This window comes from Bradyrhizobium erythrophlei (genome assembly GCF_900129505.1).
GTDB lineage: Bacteria > Pseudomonadota > Alphaproteobacteria > Rhizobiales > Xanthobacteraceae > Bradyrhizobium > Bradyrhizobium erythrophlei_D.
This window is the reverse complement of the sequence record NZ_LT670818.1, coordinates 3,802,232-3,819,965: the sequence shown is the minus strand read 5'-3', so window position 1 is coordinate 3,819,965 and position 17,734 is coordinate 3,802,232. Positions and strand designations below refer to the sequence as shown.

The window sequence follows — 17,734 nt, the reverse complement described above, 5'->3', positions numbered from 1 at the left end:
GCCGGCGGCGCCATGACGTCACTCCGATTCGTCGAGAAACTGCGCGACCTCGTGGGAAGCGTGGAAGTCGTGCTCTCCGATATCTGGGGCGTGGTGCATAACGGGCTGGAGGCCTTTCCCGAGGCCTGCGAGGCGCTGCATAATTTTCGCAAGCAGGGCGGTACCGTGATCCTGATCACCAACGCGCCGCGGCCGGCGGATTCGGTGCAGCGGCAATTGCGCAAGTTTGGCGTCGCCGACGAGATTTATGATGCGATCGTCAGTTCGGGCGATCTGACACGGCATTTCATCGCCGGCCATCCCGGCCGCAAGTTGTTCTGGATCGGCCCTGAACGCGACAGTTCGATCCACCGCGGCCTCGATCCCATTCTCGCGCCGCTGGAACAGGCCGATTACATCGTCTGCACCGGGCTGTTCGACGACGAAACCGAATCGGCCGAAGACTATCGCGCGATGATGCTGCAGGCCCGCGAGCGCCAGCTGACGCTGATCTGCGCCAACCCCGACATCGTGGTCGAACGCGGCGACCGGCTGATCTATTGCGCCGGCGCGATCGCCGAGCTCTATCGCGAGCTGGGCGGCGAGGTGATCTTCTACGGCAAGCCGCACCGGCCGATCTATGAGCGCGCCATCGAGCTCGCGGCCGAACGCCAAGGCCATCCGATCAAGCTCGACCGTGTGCTGGCGATCGGGGATTCCGTGCGGACGGATCTCGCCGGCGCGCACGGCTTCGGCATCGACTGCCTGTTCGTGACCCGCGGCATCCACGCCGAGGAATTCGAGGGCATCGACCAGCTCGACCCCGCTTCGGTGAAGGAATTATTCGGCCACCCGCCGAAGGCGCTGACGCGCGAGCTGAGGTGGTAAAAATCGGGGAGGGCCCTCTTCTCCCTCGCCCCGCGCTTGCGGGGAGAGGGTTGGGGTGAGGGGCTGCTGCGGCAAGTTCTTTGAATAAGGAATGCGCCGAGAGTCCCCCTCACCCGCCGCGAAAGAGCGCGGCGACCTCTCCCCGCAAGCGGGGCGAGGTAAGAGAAAAAACCTTTACGCGCTCACGGTATCGGGGAACACCGCGTCGATCTTGGTCTTCAGCGTGGCGGCGTTGAACGGCTTGACGATATAATTGTTCACGCCGGCCTTCTTGGCGGCGATCACGTTCTCGGTCTTGGATTCCGCCGTGATCATGATGAACGGCGTGGTGGCGAGATTGGGATCGGCGCGAACTTCCCTGAGCAGGTCGTAGCCGGTCATCGGTTCCATGTTCCAGTCGGAGATCACGAGCCCGTATTTCTTGCCGCGCATCTTGTTCAGCGCCGCCGAGCCGTCGCTGGCGTCGTCGATATTCTCGAAGCCGAGCTGCTTGAGAAGGTTTCTGATGATCCGGATCATGGTGTTGTAGTCGTCCACCACCAGAACCGACATCGACGTATCAACCGCCATCTTGAACTCCCCGCGACACTTTAACGCCACTGATCAAACGAGCCTGCCCGGGGTTGATCCCCCCGCAGCCCTTTCCCCACCAGTAGCATCACCCGTTAAACAGCCCGTTAACCCGAAAATGGACGCAGGCCCGGCCGGGTGCTGCCGCGGGTCGCTTGACTTCATCGGTGCCGCCGCGTCACGGTCCCGCCGCCAATCCGATTTAGGTTAAAGAATCCCTGAAATGACGCCTGGCTTTATCGTTATACGCGACACCACACCCGCGGCCGCGATCCCAAAGGGGACGGTGGTCGCGATGGGTAATTTCGACGGAGTCCATCTCGGCCACCGCGCGGTGATCCGGGCCGCCCTGCAGATGGCGCATAGCCACGGCCGGCCGGCGCTGGCGGTGACCTTCGAGCCGCATCCGCGCCGGTTTTTCAGCCCGAACACCCCCCAGTTCAGGCTCACCGACGAGGCCGCGAAGCTGCGGCTGCTCGCCGGGACCGGGCTCGCGGGCGCCGTGGTCATGACCTTCGACAAGATGCGGGCCGGGACCAGCGCGCAGGATTTCATTCACCACGATCTGATCGAGCGGCTCGGCATCAGCGGCATCGCGGTCGGCTATGACTTTCATTTCGGCAAGGGCCGCGTCGGCTCGCCAAGCCTTTTGGTCAACGAGGCGCCCCGGCTCGGCATCGAGGTCGACGTGCAGCCTCACATCGATATCGAGGAACGGCCGGTCTCCTCCAGCGCGATCCGCATGGCGCTCGCGGAGGGCCAGATCGACGACGCCACAAGAATGCTGGACGGGCCGTGGTTCGTCACCGGCGAAGTGATGCATGGCGAGAAGCGCGGCCGCGACCTCGGTTTTCCCACCGCCAATATCCGCCTCGACGCCAATTGCGGGCTCAGGCACGGCATCTATGCGGTGCGGGTCGGCCGCGGCCAGGGCAAGGACCAAGTGCGTTTCGATGGCGTCGCGAGCTTCGGCCGCCGCCCCACCTTCGACAATGGCGCACCGCTGTTGGAAGTGTTCCTGTTCGACTTCAAGGGCGATCTCTATGGCAGCGTGCTGGACGTTGCCTTCATCGGCTTCATCCGCGAGGAGCTGAAATTCGACAGCGTCGTCGCCCTGGTAACCCAGATGAACGACGACAGCGCACGTGCCCGCGCCATGCTGGAAGCGGCCCCCGATGCATTTCCAAGGCTAGGAATGATCGGTTGAACAAGAGCGAAAAGCAGAAAATGCTCGCTGGCGAGCTTTATCGCCCCGACGCCGAACTCGGAGCAGATCAAGCCGCCACGAAGTCGTGGCTCGTCCGTTACAACGCAGCGTTGGCGCTGCCGGTATCCGAACGCCACACCCTGCTAAGGGAACGTCTCGGCCAGGTCGGCAAGGACGCCGTGATCCGTCCACCTTTTTTTTGCGACTACGGCTACAACATCCGTCTGGGCGATGGCGTGTTCCTGAACTTCAACTGCATTATCCTCGATGTGGTGGACGTGACGATCGGTGACCGCACCCAGATCGGGCCGGCGGTACAGATTTATGCGGCCGATCACCCGCGCGACGCCGAGACACGCCGCGCCGGGCTCGAATTCGGCCGCCCGGTCCGTATCGGCCGCGATGTCTGGATCGGCGGGGGAGCCATCCTCCTCCCGGGGATCACGGTCGGCGATGGCGCGGTGATCGGGGCAGGCAGCGTCGTGACGCGAGACGTCGCCTCCGGCGATACGGTCACCGGAAACCCGGCCCGACCCCGGCCGAAATGACCGGCGTTAGCGGCCAGGGGCTTCAAGGCCGGCAGGCTTTGCGATTTCCGCGGCCGGCTGCTATGGAAAGCCCCATGTTTGCGCGGCGCACCATCGGCATTAGCGGCCCGGCTTCCGCCTGAGCTTCGGCTCGGCGCAAGACCGGGATTTGCCTCGTTCACCCGCGATTACGCGCCCTCCAAGCCAGACCAGAGCCCTCATGTCCGAAAAGCCGCAAAAAGCCGAAGCGAACGACTATTCCAAAACCCTGTTCCTGCCGCAGACGGAATTCCCGATGCGCGCCGGCCTGCCGCAGCGCGAGCCGGAAATCCTCAAGAGGTGGAACGAGATCGGGCTCTATAACAAGTTGCGCGAGCAAGCCCGCGGCCGGGCGAAATTCGTGCTGCATGACGGGCCGCCCTACGCCAACGGCAACATCCATATCGGGCACGCGCTGAACAAGATCCTCAAGGACGTCGTGACCAAGAGCCAGCAGATGCTCGGCTTCGATTCCAACTACGTGCCCGGCTGGGACTGCCACGGCCTGCCGATCGAATGGAAGATCGAGGAAGAGAACTACCGCTCCAAGGGCAAGCAGAAGCCGGATTTCCGCGACTCCGCCGCGATGGTGGCGTTCCGGAAAGAGTGCCGCGCCTATGCGACGCACTGGCTCAACGTGCAGCGCGAGGAATTCAAGCGGCTCGGCATCATCGGCGACTGGGACCATCCCTACGCCACGATGGATTACTTCGCCGAGGCCCAGATCGCGCGCGAGCTGATGAAATTCGCCGCCAACGGCACGCTGTATCGCGGCTCCAAGCCGGTGATGTGGAGCGTCGTTGAAAAAACCGCGCTGGCGGAAGCCGAGGTCGAATACGAGGACTACACCAGCGATACGGTGTGGGTGAAGTTTCCGGTGACGTCGCCGGTGCATGGCGCGCTGGCCGGCGCATGCGTGGTGATCTGGACCACCACGCCATGGACGCTGCCCGGCAACCGCGCCATCAGCTTCTCGCCGAAAATCGCCTATGGCCTCTACAGGGTCACCGACGCGCCCGCCGACAATTGGGCCAAGAACGGCGATCTCCTGATCCTGGCGGATGCGCTGGCGGAAGCTGTGTTCAAGCAGGCGCGTGTTGCGGGCTATGAGAGGATCCGCGATATCCCGGCCGAGACGATCAATGCGGTGGAATGCGCGCACCCGTTGAAAGGTCTCGCCGGCGGCTATCAATTCACCGTCCCGCTGCTTCCGGGCGAACACGTCACCGCCGATACCGGCACCGGCTTCGTGCATACTGCGCCGGGACACGGCCGCGAGGATTTCGACGTCTGGATGGCGAATGCGCGCGAACTGGAAGCGCGCGGCATCTCGACCACGATCCCCTACACCGTCGACGAGAACGGCGCCTTCACCAATCAGGCCCCGGGCTTCACCGGAAAGCGCGTCATCAACGACAAGGGCGAGAAGGGCGATGCCAACGAGGCCGTGATCAAGGCGCTGGTCGACGCCGGCATGCTCTTGGCGCGCGGCCGGCTCAAGCACCAGTATCCGCATTCCTGGCGCTCGAAGAAGCCGGTGATCTTCCGCAACACGCCGCAATGGTTCATCGCGATGGACAAGGATATTGCCGATGGCGGCGAGGCCAAGTCCGGCGATACGCTGCGCGCCCGCGCGCTGCACGCAATCTCAGTGACGCAATGGGTGCCACAGTCCGGCGAAAACCGCATCAACGGCATGATCAACAGCAAGCCCGACTGGGTGATCTCGCGCCAGCGCGCCTGGGGCGTGCCGATCGCGGTGTTCGTGCGCGAAAAGGGCGACGGCTCCGCCGAAATCCTGCAGGACGAAGCCGTGAACAAGCGCATTGCGGATGCTTTCGAAGTGGAAGGCGCCGACGCCTGGTACATGGAGGGCGCCCGCGGACGCTTCCTGGGCTCGCTCGCCAACGAGGAATGGAAGAAGGTCGACGATATCTGCGACGTCTGGTTCGATTCCGGATCGACGCACGCGTTCGTGCTGGAAGATCCCGTGCACTTCCCCGGCCTTGCCGGCATCAGGCGCAAGGTCGATGGCGGCGCGGACACGGTGATGTATCTGGAGGGAAGCGACCAGCATCGCGGCTGGTTCCAGTCGTCGCTGCTGGAAAGCTGCGGCACCCGCGGCCGCGCGCCGTTCGACGTCGTGCTCACCCACGGCTTCACGCTGGACGAGAACGGCCGCAAGATGTCGAAGTCGATCGGCAACACTGTCGAGCCGCAAAAGGTGATGAAGGACTCCGGCGCCGACATCCTGCGGCTCTGGGTCTGCGCCACCGACTATGCCGACGACCAGCGCATCGGCCCGGAAATCCTGAAAAACACCGTCGAGACCTACCGCAAGCTGCGCAACTCGATCCGCTGGATGCTCGGCACGCTGCATCACTTCCATCCCGGTGACGCGGTCGCGCCCGCGGACATGCCGGAACTCGAGCGGCTGATGCTGCATCAGCTCGCCGAGCAGGCCGCGATCGTGACCAGGGCCTATGCCGAGTTCGACTACAAGACCGTGGTCGCGAGTCAGGCAGCCTTCATGAACACCGAACTGTCGGCGTTCTATTTCGACATCCGGAAAGACACGCTGTATTGCGACCCGCCGTCGTCGCTGGCGCGCAAGGCAGCCCTGACCGCGATCGACATGATCTGCGACGCGATCCTGCGCTGGTTCGCGCCGGTGTTGAGCTTCACGGCCGAGGAAGCCTGGCAGCTGTTCCGGCCCGGCACCGAGCCGTCGGTGCACCTGACGCTGTTTCCGGACGGGCTTGAAGGCCTGCGCGACGATGCGCTGGCAAAGAAGTGGGAGACCATCCGCGATGTCCGCCGCGTCGTCACCGGCGCGCTGGAAGTCGAGCGCGCGGCCAAGCGGATCGGCTCGTCGCTGGAAGCCTCGCCGCTGGTCTACGTCTCCGACATGAAGATCTTCGGGACGCTGTTCGATATCGACCTGGCCGAGGTCTGCATCACCTCGAACGCGATGGTGAGCAATGACGCGGCGCCTGAAACGGCGTTCCGGCTCCACGACGTGCCCGGCGTCGCCGTGGTGGTCGAAAAAGCCGTCGGCACCAAATGCGCGCGGTCGTGGAAAATCCTCCCCACCGTCGGCAGCGACCCCGAATATCCCGACGTCTCGCCGCGCGACGCCCAGGCGCTGCGGGAGTGGAAGAAGCTGGGAGGGGCGGTTTGACCTCCCGCCTCCGCCCCGGAATCATCGCCGCGCTCGCCGTGATCGCGCTCGATCAGGCGTCGAAGCTGTGGCTGTTGCGCGTGTTCGATATCGTCCGTCACGGCGCGGTCAAGGTGACGCCGTTCTTCGATCTGGTGCTGGCCTGGAATACCGGCATCAGCTACGGCTGGTTCCAGGACGAGGGCGCGGCCGGCCAGTTGATCCTGCTCGCGGTCAAGGTCGTGGCAGTGATCGTGCTGGCGATCTGGATGGCCCGGTCCCAGAGCCGGCTCGCGACGTTTGCGCTCGGCCTGATCATCGGCGGCGCCATCGGCAATGGCATCGACCGCCTCGCCTACGGCGCGGTGGTCGATTTCGCCCTGTTCCACGTCGAGATCGGAGGAAAACCCTTCAATTGGTACGTGTTTAACCTCGCAGACGTGGCGATTGTTGCCGGGGTGGCGGGCCTGCTGTATGACTCTTTCCTGGGGGTACCCGCCGCAAAAGCGCCCTGATCCCGGCTGATACGCAGCCCTGAATGGTGCCCGGAAGGTGCGAAGCTTGCGCCTTGATCGGCGTGCGGCTCACACGGAAGCTTTGGACGGGAATAGCGATGCGCGACACCGAAGCCAACGGTTGGATGGTGCAGAACTCGTCGAAGACGACGAGGCGCGCCCTGCGGCTTGCCGTGGTCGCCCTCGGCGTCGGTCTGGTGATGACGGCGGGAGCCGCCCGCGCCCAGGAAGACGACGAGGACGACAAGACCTTCGAAGAGAAGATCATCGAAAACATCATGACCGGCATCGGCGGCACCAATATGGAGCACAAGGGCATCGACTACCGCGAGCGGTCCCCGCTGGTGGTGCCGCCCAAGCTCGATCTGCCACCGCCGGAGAGCGTCAGGGGCGAAATCAAGGATCCGAACTGGCCGAAGGATCCCGACGAGGCGCGGCGCAAGGCCGCGATCGCGGCGCGCAAGAAAGAACGAGCCAAGTCCCCCGAAGAAGCCGCGCGTCCGTTGACCCCGGCCGAACTCAATGTCGGCAGGACGGCCGCCCCGGCCCACACCAGTAGCGAGCCGATCCAGCCGGGCGTTTCCACCAACCCGGCGCTGAGCCCGGCCCAGCTCGGCTATAACGGCGGCCTGTTTGGCATATTCAAGGGCAACAAGCCCGAGGCGGTCCCGTTCACCGGCGAACCGGAACGCCAAACCCTGACCCAACCACCTGCCGGCTACCAGACGCCGTCGCCGAATTTCGCTTACGGTACCGGGCCGGACGACCGGAAATCGCTGGATACGCATATCGACGTGATGACGGGCAAAGAGGTCGGCAATTGATCGGTGGCGCGGGCCCCAGAGAACGTCTGGCGCCATGTCGCTGCGGCCGGCTTCTGCTGACGTCGGCCCCTGCCCCGGGCTCGCCGGAATGACCGGAGACGACGTCTCGAATCCAGAACCGGCGGCAGAGCTTTGCAGCCCCGAAATTGCTCAAGCCAAGAAGGAGCGACCGCGATCGGCCGATAGCCGGGCTGACGGCGGTCAAGACACGCCATGACTTCACACGCCATGACTTCACACGCCATGACTTCACGACTTCGTATCGCACTCCCGATCGCCGCCGCATTGGCGCTGGTTATTGTTCCCTCGCTCGCCTCGCAGCGCGCGCTCGCCCAGACCACGGTGACGTCGGATCCCCCGGCAAGCTTCACCCTCGGCAACGGCCTGCAGGTCGTGGTGATCCCCGATCACCGCACGCCGGTGGTCACCCAGATGGTCTGGTACAAGGTCGGCTCCGCCGACGAGACGCCGGGCAAATCGGGCCTAGCGCATTTTCTAGAACATCTGATGTTCAAGGGCACCGCCAAGCATCCGGCCGGCGAATTTTCCCAGACCGTGCTGCGGATCGGCGGCAACGAGAACGCCTTCACCTCGGTCGACTACACCGGCTATTTCCAGCGCGTGCCGCGCGAGCAGTTGAGCAAGATGATGGAGTTCGAGGCCGATCGCATGACCGGCCTCATCCTGAAGGACGAGAACGTGCTGCCCGAGCGCGACGTCGTGCTCGAGGAATACAACATGCGCGTTGCCAACAATCCGGAAGCGCGGCTGACCGAGCAGATCATGGCGGCGCTCTATCTCAATCACCCCTATGGCCGCCCCGTGATCGGCTGGCACCAGGAAATCGAGAAGCTCGACCGCGAAGACGCGCTGGCGTTCTACCGGCGCTTCTACGCCCCCAACAACGCGATCCTGGTGATCGCCGGCGACGTCGACGCCAAGGATATCCGCCCGATGGCGGAACAGACCTTCGGCCAGGTTACGCCGCAGCCTGCGATCCCGGCGCGGCGCCTACGGCCGCAGGAGCCCGAGCCGGTCGCGCCGCGCACCGTCACGCTCGCCGATGCCAGGGTCGAACAGCCGAGCCTGAAGCGCTATTATCTGGTGCCCTCCGCCACCACGGCCGCCGCCGGCGAAAGCCCGGCGCTCGACGTGCTGGCGCAGTTGATGGGCAGCGGCAACAACTCCTATCTCTACCGCGCGCTGGTGGTCGACAAGCCGCTCGCGGTCAGTGCCGGCGCCGGCTATCAGGGTACCTCGCTCGATGCTACCCAGTTCTCGATCTCGGCCTCGCCGAAGCCGGGCGTGGAGTTCTCGCAGATCGAACAGGTGATCGACCGCGTGATCGCGGAGGTCTGCCAGAACCCGGTACGGTCGGAGGACCTCGAGCGCGTCAAGACCCAGCTGATCGCGGAGGCGATCTACGCCCAGGACAACCAGGCGACGCTGGCGCGCTGGTATGGCGGCGCGCTGACCACGGGCCTGAGCATCGAGGACATTCGCAGCTGGCCCGACCGCATTCGCGCCGTCACCGCCGAACAGGTCCAAGCCGCCGCGCAGAAATGGCTCGACAAGAAGCGTTCCGTGACCGGCTATCTGATCAAGGACACCACGGCCAAGCGCGAGGAGAAGCGTTCGTGAGCAACATCGGAATTTTCGCACGACGCTTTGCCCTGATGGTCTTAACCGGCCTCGCGACGGCGTCGCTTTCGTCGGCGCCTTCCCACGCGGCGGCAAAGATCCAGCATCTGATTTCGCCAGGCGGCATCGAGGCCTGGTTCGTGCAGGACGCGACCGTGCCGCTGATCGCGATGGAATATGCCTTCGGCGGCGGCGCCGCCCAGGACCCGGCCGGCAAGCCCGGCGTCGGCAACATGGTCGCCGACACGCTCGATGAGGGTTCGGGGGATCTGGATTCCAACACCTTCCACGAACGGCTCGACCGCCGCGCCATCGAACTGAGCTTCGCTTCGACGCGGGATTCCTTCCGCGGCAGCCTGCGCATGCTCAAGGACAACAAGGACGAGGCGTTCGACCTGTTGCGGATGTCGCTGACATCGCCGCATTTCGACAGCGCCGACGTCGAACGGATCCGCTCGCAGGTAATCTCGAACCTCAGGCGCGATACCACCAATCCTTCCGCGCTGGCGGGGCGCAAGTTCCTGGAAATGGCCTATGGCGACCACCCCTATGGAAGGCAGGCCAACGGTAACCTGGAAAGCGTGCCGAAGATCGAGATCGCCGATCTGAAGGACTATGTCCATCGCGTGCTGGCCAGGGATACGCTGAAGATCGCCGTGGTTGGCGACGTCGACCCGGGCACGCTGGGCGCATTGCTCGACAAGACCTTCGGCGGATTGCCGGCCAAGGCCAGCCTGACGCCGGTCCCCGACATTGAAGCCGTCAAGCCGCCGGAGCGCGCGTTCATCCCGCTCGACGTGCCGCAGACGGTCGTGACCTTCGGCGGCCCCGGCGTCATGCGCCACGATCCGAATTTCATGGCCGCCTATGTCGTCAACCACATTCTCGGCGGCGGCGGGCTGTCGTCGCGGCTCTATCACGAGGTCCGCGAGAAGCGCGGGCTCGCCTATTCGGTCTATGAATCGCTGTTGTGGATGGACCATTCCGCTCTGTTCGTCGGCAATACCGGCACCCGCGCCGATCGCGCCGGCGAAACCGTCGACGCCATCGAAAAGGAAATCCGAAAGATCGCGGAGGATGGCCCGACCCAGACCGAGCTCGACGAGGCCAAGTCCTATCTGAAGGGTTCCCAGATGCTGGCGCTCGATACATCCTCGAAGCTCGCCTCCGCGCTGCTGCAATACCAGCTCGACAAGCTTCCGATCGACTACATCGAAAAGCGCAACGCCATCGTCGACGCCGTGACCCTCGACGACGCCAAGAAGGCCGCGCAGCGACTGTGGGGCCAGGGTCTGCTGACCGTGATTGTCGGCCGCGCGCCGCAGGCCGCAGCCCAGCCCGCCGCGGCCGCGGCTGCGACCCCGCCGCCGACGGCGAAAGACTAGCGTAGCCACTATTCCTGTCCGATGTCCTGGACGCGGCGCAGCGCCTCGCGGCGGTGCGCCGCAGAGCCGGGACCCACGCTCTTCATTCGCGGATGGACCCCGGATCAGCGGCGCACCACGGCCAAGGGCGCTGCGCCACGTCCGAGGAACGGGCCCCTCCCCTTCCATCCGTCGAGCGCACACCGCACAAAACCGCTATCCTGCGTTCAGCCGAATCCCATCGGGGGATAAGCGGCCCTCCGGTGACGCCATGCTGCGGATTTCCCGCGACCTTTCCATCGACGAGAACGACATCGAGGTCTCCTTCGTCCGTGCCTCCGGGCCGGGCGGGCAGAACGTCAACAAGCTCTCCACGGCGGCCCAGTTGCGGTTCGATACGCGCCGGATCGCGCTGGCAGCCGATGTCGCGGCCCGGCTCAACAGGCTCGCCGGCCAGCGCATGACCAAGGACGGCGTGATCGTGATCCACGCCCAGCGCTTCCGCACCCAGGAGCGCAACCGCGCCGATGCGATCGACCGGCTGCTCGAGCTCCTGCGCGAGGCGTCGGTGCGGCCCACCCCGCGGCGGCCGACCCGGCCGACCCTGGGATCGAAACAGCGCCGGCTGGAAGGCAAGAAGCGCCGCAGCGACGTCAAGTCCAAGCGCGGCTCGGCGCGGCTGGACGACTAGAGGCGGCTTCTGCGCGGCGCAGCATTCGCGACACCGCGGCCATTTCGTTGCACCATAAAACAGCCGGCTACTACCACCGCGGGTCAGCGACGACTTAAGCTCGGTTCGCGCCAACGGTAATATCCATGAAGACACCACGCGTCATACTCGCCATGGGACTGGGATTTTGCAGCGCGACAGCGACTGTCGGCGTCGCATCGGCACAAATGTCCTTGCCGGCGGCAAAGCCGGCCGACGGCGCCGCGCTCTTCAAGCAGCAATGTGCCACATGCCACACTACCAACGCCTCGGATCCGCCGCGGCAGGGACCAACCCTGTTCAATATCGTCGGACGCGGGGCCGGAACGGCCGAGGGATTTCGCTATTCGGCGGGTTTTGCGACGGCAAAATTCGAATGGGACGAGCAAAGGCTCGACGCTTGGCTGACAGATCCGCAGGCGATGATTCCTGGCGCGGTGATGCCCTACAAGCAATCCAGATCCGAAATTCGCACGGCGATCGTGAGTTATCTTGAGGAGCTGCACTGAATGGCAAAGCCGGTCCACTCGATGATCCGCGTACTCGACGAAGCCAGATCGCTCGACTTCTACGCGCGCGCGTTCGGGTTAGAGGTGGCCGACCATCTCAAATTCGCGGACTTTGCGCTGATCTACCTGCGTCATCCGTCGTCGCGATTCGAGGTCGAACTGACGGTGAATTTCGATCGCAAGAAGCCCTACGATGTGGGCGACGGATATGGCCACCTCGCTGTCGTGATCGACGATCTCGATGCCGAACACGCCCGCTTCGAGCGCGAGAAACTGTCGCCGGGGCCGCTGCGCGATTTCAAGCATGACGGCGCCACGCTGGCGCGCTTCTTCTTCGTCTCCGACCCCGATGGCTACAAGATCGAGGTGATCCAGAAAGGTGGTCGCTTCGGCTAAATACGCAATCAACAAAAACGTTCAATGGAGGATACCCATGAGAGAAGTCGATCGTCGAGGCAAATACAGCCGCCGGGTCTTTCTGCAGGGTGCGGCGAGCACCGTTCCTGTCGTCGCCGTTGCCGCAAGCACCGGGCTTGGCATCGAGGATGCGTGGGCTGCTGATGCAACCACGCTGACACCCGCGACATTGAAGACGCTGGTGAAGGTGGCGCGCGATATCTATCCGCACGACATGCTGGTCGACAGTTACTACATCACGGCGATCAAGCCGTGGGATGCCAAGGCCGCGAAGGACCCCGCGACCAAGGCGCTGCTTGAAGATGGTGTTCGGCGTCTCGATCAGGACGCGCAGGACCGGCACAAGGTTGCCTACGCGCAAGTACCCTGGGAGGCCGACCGCGTCGTCCTGCTGCAGGGCATCGAGCAGACCGACTTCTTCAAGAAGGTCCGCTCCGACCTCGTCGTCTCTCTCTACAACCAGGAAGAGCTGTGGCCGAAATTCGGCTACGAGGGCTCGTCCGCCGAACATGGCGGTTACATCAAGCGCGGTTTCAACGACATCGACTGGCTGCCGAAGGTCTGAGCAAGACGTCGGACAGAACATCAGTTGGGAGGACAGCACATGGCACAATTCGATCTAAATGACGATGGCGTAGTCGTGATCGTCGGCTCCGGCGCCGGCGGTGGAACACTCGGCAACGAATTGGCGCAGAAGGGCGTCAAGGTCGTGATCCTCGAGGCCGGCCCGCGCATCGAGCTGCAGGACTTCATCAACAACGAGTGGGAGAGCTTCACACAGCTGGCGTGGACCGACATGCGAACGACATCGGGCAGTTGGCGCGTCGCCAAGGATTTCGCCAATCTGCCGGCGTGGATCGTCAAATCGGTCGGCGGCTCGACAGTCCATTGGGCCGGCGCGTCGCTGCGGTTCGACGAACATGAATTCCGGGTCAAGAGCACGTACGGCAACGTGCCCGGCGCCAATCTGCTGGATTGGCCGATCACGCTTGCCGAAATGGAGCCCTGGTACGCCAAGGCCGAAGACAAGATGGGCGTGACCCGCACCAACAACATTCCGGGATTGCCGGGCAACAACAATTTCAAGGTGATGGAAGCCGGCGCCAAGAAGCTCGGTTACAAGGAAGTCCACACCGGACGGATGGCGATCAACAGTGAGCCACGCGACGGCCGTGGCTCATGCCAGCAAATCGGCTTCTGTTTCCAGGGCTGCAAGTCCGGCGCGAAATGGTCGACGCTCTATGCGGAAATCCCGAAGGGCGAAGCGACCGGTAACCTTGAAGTCCGCCCCAGCAGCATGGCGCTGCAGATCGAGCACGATGCCTCGGGCAAGGTCGTCGCCGTGCTCTATGCCGACGTGTCCGGAAACCTGCATCGCCAGAAGGCCCGTGTTGTCGCCGTCGCCGGCAATTCGATCGAGAGCCCAAGGCTTCTGCTCAACAGTGCGTCCAGTATGTTCCCCGATGGCCTCGCCAACACTTCGGGACAAGTCGGCCGCAACTACATGCGTCACATGACCGGCAGCGTCTACGCGGTGTTCGACAGGTCGGTTCACATGTACCGCGGCACCACGATGGCGGGCATCATCCGCGATGAAGCGCGGCACAATCCGTCGCGAGGCTTCATGGGCGGCTATGAGATGGAAACATTGTCGCTTGGATTGCCCTTCATGGCGGCGTTCCTCAATCCGGGCGCCTGGGGCCGCCCGTTCACGTCAGCAATGGAGGGCTATCCACGGATGGCCGGGATGTGGCTGGTCGGCGAGGACATGCCGCAGGAAACCAACCGCGTCACGCTCGACCCGAAAGCCAAGGATAAGTTTGGCCTGCCGGTCGCCAGCGTCCACTACGACGATCACCCCAACGACGTCGCGATGCGCAACCACGCCTACAAGCAGGGTGCCGCGGTCTACGAGGCGGTCGGTGCGACGGTTACCTATCCGACCACGCCGTATCCCAGCACCCACAATCTGGGCACCAACCGCATGAGCGCAAAGGCCAGGGATGGTGTGGTGAATAAATTCGGGCAGACCCACGACATCAAGAATCTGTTCGTTTCGGATGGCAGCCAGTTCACCAGCGGCGCGGCCTGCAATCCGACGCTGACCATCGTGGCGCTTGCTACCCGGCAGGCGGATCACATCGCCGGCGCCATGCAGCGAAAGGAAATCTAGCCGGGCGCCCGAGCGGCTACCCCGGATACGCAATGGCGCATCCGGGAAGGCCGCGACGATTCCGGTGAGCGAAGCCGTCGACGTTTGATGCGACTATTCGGCCGCGACCAGCCGCGGCGCCGGGCCGTCCAAAAGATCGGGCGCAGCCGCCACGGCTCTCGACCGATAGATCAGGCAGGAACAACGCAGCAGCGAAGCGAAATTATGCACTTCGCCGCAATGATCGAGAACCTCGCTGTGCAGGCGTGAAAGGAATTTCGCGAGACTCATGTCCTGCTTGCTGGCGATCTCTTCCAGCGTATCCCAGAACGCCATCTCCAGCCGGATCGATGTGGAATGACCATCGATGCGAAGCGATCTGGTCTGCGATTCATAGTCCCGTTGAGGCTGGTGAGCGAACAGCTGGCACATGGACATCCCTCCCGACGCTTTTTTGACTTTTCTAAACGATATACCCAGTCGACACCGGTCACAATGTTCCCGCCATTCAGGTGCATTTGAAGGCGGATCGGGCGCGCGACCGCCGTCCCATCCTTTTTGCGTGAACGAGCCTTTCCTGGACTGGTCCACGGGCGCCCGACTGACCGTGAACAGCCGGGAGAGCCGGCGAAAGCGCTTGGGTATTAGTCGCCTTCGCCCTCCCGCCGCACTGCAAAAGTCCCTAGATTGAGGCTTCCGCTTCCCCGAGTCGCCTGGAATCCGAATGCCCGTCCGCCAGCTTCCCGAACAGGTCGTCAACCGCATCGCCGCCGGCGAAGTGGTCGAGCGACCGGCGAGCGTGGTCAAGGAACTGGTGGAGAATGCCATCGATGCCGGCGCCAGCCGGATCGATGTCTTCACCGATGGTGGCGGACGGCGGCGGATCGGCATCACCGACGACGGCAGCGGCATGAGCCATAGCGATCTCGCGCTCGCCGTCGATCGCCACGCCACCTCCAAGCTCGACGATGAGGATCTGCTGCATATCCGCACGCTCGGGTTCCGCGGCGAGGCGCTGCCCTCGATCGGCGCGGTGGCCAAGCTCGGCATCACCACGCGCCATGCCGGCGAGCCGCATGCCTGGTCGCAGTCGGTCGAGGGCGGGATCAAATCCGCGATCATGCCGGCGGCGCTTGGCCAGGGCACCCGCGTCGAGGTCAGCGATCTCTTCTACGCGACGCCGGCGCGCTTGAAGTTTCTCAAGACCGACCGCACCGAAGCGGAAGCGATCCGCGAGGTGGTGCGTCGCCTCGCGATGGCGCGGCCCGACATCGCCTTTACGCTCGCCGGCGAGGAGCGCGCGCCGGTCGCCTGGGCCGCCGCGTTGCCCGGCGCCAGCGGCCGGCTGACCCGGCTCGGCGATATCCTGGGGGCGGATTTTCGCGGTTGCGCCATCGAAGTGCGCGCCGAGCGCGACGGCGTCGTGGTCGAGGGCTTTGCCGCCGTGCCCTCGCTGACGCGCGCCAACGCGCTCGGCCAATATCTGTTCGTCAACGGCCGCCCCGTGCGCGACAAGCTCATCATCGGCGCGGTGCGCGCGGCCTATTCCGACTATCTGCCGCGCGACCGCCATCCGGTGGTGGCGCTGTTCGTGACGCTCGATTCCGCCGAGGTCGATGCCAATGTGCATCCGGCCAAGACCGAGGTGCGGTTCCGCAACGCCGGACTGGTGCGCGCGCTGATCGTGCACGCGCTGAAGGAGGGCCTGGCCCGCGAGGGCAAGCGCACCGCCGCCAACAGCGACGGCGCCGCGCTCGCCTCCTTCCGCCCGTCCTTTGCGCCGCGGCCCGGCAATTGGGACTGGCGGCGCTCGCCGGCCTATCCGGTCGGCCCAAGACCTGGCTTCGAAGGTTCGGCGGCGACCGCCTTCGCCGAACCCGGACAGGCCGCATTTGATGTCGGCACGCCCACCGCCGACGTGCGGTTCGAGGCGCAGCCATCGGCGGATTTGATCGACCGTCCCCTCGGCGCGGCGCGGACGCAGATCCACGAGACCTATATCGTGTCGCAGACCCGCGACGGACTGATCGTGGTGGACCAGCACGCCGCGCACGAGCGCATCGTCTACGAGAGGCTGAAGGCCTCGCTTGCGAGGAACGGCGTGCAGCGGCAGATCCTGCTGATACCCGAGATCGTCGAACTCGATGAAGCCACCATCGAGCGGCTGCTCGCCCGTGCCGAGGAACTGGCGTCGTTCGGGCTTGCGATCGAATCCTTCGGTCCAGGCGCGGTCGCGGTGCGCGAGACCCCGTCGCTGCTTGGCAAGACCAACGCCGGCGCGCTGCTGCGGGATCTTGCCGAGCATATGGAAGAATGGGACGAAGCACTTCCGCTGGAGCGGCGGCTGATGCATGTCGCGGCCACCATGGCCTGCCACGGCTCGGTCCGTGCCGGCAGACGCCTCAAGCCGGAAGAGATGAACGCGCTTCTGCGCGAGATGGAAGACACGCCGAATTCCGGCCAGTGCAACCACGGCCGCCCGACCTATGTCGAATTGAAGCTGAGCGATATCGAGAAGCTGTTCGGGCGAAGGTAGGGGGCGTTTCTCCGCCGTCATCGTCCGCGAAGGCGGACGATCCAGTACGCCGCGCCGCTCGAAGTTTATCACTGACGTCTGTGGAATACTGGATGCCCGGCCTTCGCGGGGCATGACGAGCTATGATCGGGCACCCGCCTCGCCCCCTCGCAACAACACGAACTCCGTATCGTCGTACACCCGCCGTTCCAGTTCCTCGAAACCATCCGGCGCGGCGAACGCCGCGGCCTTGGCCTCTTCCACCACCAGGAGCGCGCCCGGCGTCAGCCAGCCGCCATCGCGCAACGAGACGAGCGCCTTTTCGGCGAGCTTCATGCGGTAGGGCGGATCGAGAAACACCAGCGAGAACGGCTCCATCGGGTGCGCCGGACCGAGGTCGGTGGCGTCGCGACGATACACTTTTGTCACCCCGCCGAGGCCGAGAGCCTCGACATTGTTGCGCAACAGCGCCCTCGCCTCGGCGCCGTTGTCGACGAACAGCGCGAACGCCGCACCGCGCGAGACCGCCTCGATGCCGAGCGCGCCGGTGCCGGCGAACAAATCGAGCACGCGCGCGCCTTCGATCGGATCGTCATAGGCATGAACGAGGATATTGAACAGCGACTCGCGCAAGCGGTCCGCCGTCGGGCGAATGTCGCGCGACGATGGCGACGCGAGATTGCGACCCTTCAGGCGTCCACCGACGACGCGCATTGGT

Annotated in this window: 17 protein-coding genes; 14 read left to right on the top strand and 3 right to left on the bottom strand. The window is 64.6% G+C overall.

What is annotated here, in order from left to right; all coding sequences use genetic code 11:
- Positions 1–12: 12 nt before the first annotated feature.
- Complete coding sequence (locus tag B5525_RS17620) at positions 13–867, top strand: TIGR01459 family HAD-type hydrolase (RefSeq protein ID WP_079567146.1); 855 nt, start codon at positions 13–15, stop codon at positions 865–867.
- A gap of 174 nt (positions 868–1,041) precedes the next feature.
- Here B5525_RS17620 and B5525_RS17615 read toward each other — a convergent pair whose 3' ends face one another.
- Complete coding sequence (locus tag B5525_RS17615) at positions 1,042–1,437, bottom strand: response regulator (RefSeq protein ID WP_079567145.1); 396 nt, start codon at positions 1,435–1,437, stop codon at positions 1,042–1,044.
- 223 nt (positions 1,438–1,660) lie between these two features.
- Here B5525_RS17615 and B5525_RS17610 point away from each other — a divergent pair, with 223 nt between their 5' ends.
- The 12 genes from B5525_RS17610 to B5525_RS17555 all read left to right on the top strand — a co-directional run bounded on the left by B5525_RS17610 (position 1,661) and on the right by B5525_RS17555 (position 14,522).
- On the top strand, positions 1,661–2,644 hold the full coding sequence (locus B5525_RS17610) for a bifunctional riboflavin kinase/FAD synthetase (RefSeq protein ID WP_079567144.1): 984 nt from the start codon (positions 1,661–1,663) through the stop codon (positions 2,642–2,644).
- A complete protein-coding gene (locus tag B5525_RS17605; RefSeq protein ID WP_154073280.1) occupies positions 2,641–3,192 on the top strand; it encodes a sugar O-acetyltransferase in 552 nt (183 codons plus the stop codon). The genes B5525_RS17610 and B5525_RS17605 overlap by 4 nt, the downstream gene beginning before the upstream one ends.
- A 199-nt stretch (positions 3,193–3,391) precedes the next feature.
- Positions 3,392–6,391, top strand: coding sequence for an isoleucine--tRNA ligase (ileS, locus tag B5525_RS17600; protein WP_079567143.1), 3,000 nt, complete (start codon positions 3,392–3,394; stop codon positions 6,389–6,391).
- On the top strand, positions 6,388–6,885 hold the full coding sequence (lspA, locus tag B5525_RS17595; protein ID WP_079567142.1) for a signal peptidase II: 498 nt from the start codon (positions 6,388–6,390) through the stop codon (positions 6,883–6,885). The genes ileS and lspA overlap by 4 nt, the downstream gene beginning before the upstream one ends.
- Before the next feature lie 98 nt (positions 6,886–6,983).
- A complete protein-coding gene (locus tag B5525_RS17590; protein ID WP_079567141.1) occupies positions 6,984–7,709 on the top strand; it encodes a hypothetical protein in 726 nt (241 codons plus the stop codon).
- 243 nt (positions 7,710–7,952) lie between these two features.
- The gene (locus B5525_RS17585) at positions 7,953–9,350 is read left to right on the top strand and encodes a M16 family metallopeptidase (RefSeq protein ID WP_079567140.1); all 1,398 of its coding nucleotides are present in this window, start codon (positions 7,953–7,955) and stop codon (positions 9,348–9,350) included.
- A 35-nt stretch (positions 9,351–9,385) separates the two neighbouring features.
- The gene (locus B5525_RS17580; RefSeq protein WP_244568052.1) at positions 9,386–10,735 is read left to right on the top strand and encodes a M16 family metallopeptidase; all 1,350 of its coding nucleotides are present in this window, start codon (positions 9,386–9,388) and stop codon (positions 10,733–10,735) included.
- Positions 10,736–10,985: 250 nt separating this feature from the next.
- Positions 10,986–11,405 carry an alternative ribosome rescue aminoacyl-tRNA hydrolase ArfB gene (arfB, locus tag B5525_RS17575; RefSeq protein WP_079567138.1) on the top strand — a complete coding sequence of 140 codons (420 nt, stop codon included), beginning with the start codon at positions 10,986–10,988 and terminating at the stop codon, positions 11,403–11,405.
- A gap of 206 nt (positions 11,406–11,611) precedes the next feature.
- A complete protein-coding gene (locus B5525_RS17570; protein WP_079573483.1) occupies positions 11,612–11,932 on the top strand; it encodes a c-type cytochrome in 321 nt (106 codons plus the stop codon).
- Entirely contained in the window at positions 11,933–12,328 is a 396-nt protein-coding gene (locus B5525_RS17565) for a VOC family protein (protein ID WP_079567137.1), read from the top strand.
- Positions 12,329–12,365: 37 nt separating this feature from the next.
- On the top strand, positions 12,366–12,914 hold the full coding sequence (locus tag B5525_RS17560) for a Twin-arginine translocation pathway signal (protein ID WP_079567136.1): 549 nt from the start codon (positions 12,366–12,368) through the stop codon (positions 12,912–12,914).
- Between the two features lie 39 nt (positions 12,915–12,953).
- Complete coding sequence (locus B5525_RS17555; protein ID WP_079567135.1) at positions 12,954–14,522, top strand: GMC family oxidoreductase; 1,569 nt, start codon at positions 12,954–12,956, stop codon at positions 14,520–14,522.
- 93 nt (positions 14,523–14,615) lie between these two features.
- Here the strand turns inward: B5525_RS17555 and B5525_RS17550 are convergent, their stop codons facing one another.
- Positions 14,616–14,933 carry a ribbon-helix-helix domain-containing protein gene (locus B5525_RS17550; RefSeq protein WP_079573481.1) on the bottom strand — a complete coding sequence of 106 codons (318 nt, stop codon included), beginning with the start codon at positions 14,931–14,933 and terminating at the stop codon, positions 14,616–14,618.
- Positions 14,934–15,225: 292 nt separating this feature from the next.
- On the opposite strand from B5525_RS17550, the gene mutL reads away from it, so the two are divergent.
- A complete protein-coding gene (mutL, locus tag B5525_RS17545; protein ID WP_079567134.1) occupies positions 15,226–17,037 on the top strand; it encodes a DNA mismatch repair endonuclease MutL in 1,812 nt (603 codons plus the stop codon).
- Between the two features lie 120 nt (positions 17,038–17,157).
- Here the strand turns inward: mutL and rsmD are convergent, their stop codons facing one another.
- Positions 17,158–17,730 carry a 16S rRNA (guanine(966)-N(2))-methyltransferase RsmD gene (rsmD, locus tag B5525_RS17540; protein ID WP_079567133.1) on the bottom strand — a complete coding sequence of 191 codons (573 nt, stop codon included), beginning with the start codon at positions 17,728–17,730 and terminating at the stop codon, positions 17,158–17,160.
- Positions 17,731–17,734 lie beyond the last annotated feature (4 nt).

Coding starts and splice junctions, on each gene's coding strand:
- B5525_RS17580 (WP_244568052.1), top strand. CDS start 9,386: ATGGTCTTAACCGGCCTCGCGACGGCGTCGCTTTCGTCGGCGCCTTCC.
- B5525_RS17590 (WP_079567141.1), top strand. CDS start 6,984: ATGCGCGACACCGAAGCCAACGGTTGGATGGTGCAGAACTCGTCGAAG.
- B5525_RS17550 (WP_079573481.1), bottom strand. CDS start 14,933: ATGTGCCAGCTGTTCGCTCACCAGCCTCAACGGGACTATGAATCGCAG.
- rsmD (WP_079567133.1), bottom strand. CDS start 17,730: ATGCGCGTCGTCGGTGGACGCCTGAAGGGTCGCAATCTCGCGTCGCCA.
- B5525_RS17565 (WP_079567137.1), top strand. CDS start 11,933: ATGGCAAAGCCGGTCCACTCGATGATCCGCGTACTCGACGAAGCCAGA.
- B5525_RS17610 (WP_079567144.1), top strand. CDS start 1,661: ATGACGCCTGGCTTTATCGTTATACGCGACACCACACCCGCGGCCGCG.
- B5525_RS17560 (WP_079567136.1), top strand. CDS start 12,366: ATGAGAGAAGTCGATCGTCGAGGCAAATACAGCCGCCGGGTCTTTCTG.
- B5525_RS17570 (WP_079573483.1), top strand. CDS start 11,612: ATGTCCTTGCCGGCGGCAAAGCCGGCCGACGGCGCCGCGCTCTTCAAG.
- ileS (WP_079567143.1), top strand. CDS start 3,392: ATGTCCGAAAAGCCGCAAAAAGCCGAAGCGAACGACTATTCCAAAACC.
- mutL (WP_079567134.1), top strand. CDS start 15,226: ATGCCCGTCCGCCAGCTTCCCGAACAGGTCGTCAACCGCATCGCCGCC.
- B5525_RS17585 (WP_079567140.1), top strand. CDS start 7,953: ATGACTTCACGACTTCGTATCGCACTCCCGATCGCCGCCGCATTGGCG.
- B5525_RS17620 (WP_079567146.1), top strand. CDS start 13: ATGACGTCACTCCGATTCGTCGAGAAACTGCGCGACCTCGTGGGAAGC.
- arfB (WP_079567138.1), top strand. CDS start 10,986: ATGCTGCGGATTTCCCGCGACCTTTCCATCGACGAGAACGACATCGAG.
- B5525_RS17555 (WP_079567135.1), top strand. CDS start 12,954: ATGGCACAATTCGATCTAAATGACGATGGCGTAGTCGTGATCGTCGGC.
- B5525_RS17615 (WP_079567145.1), bottom strand. CDS start 1,437: ATGGCGGTTGATACGTCGATGTCGGTTCTGGTGGTGGACGACTACAAC.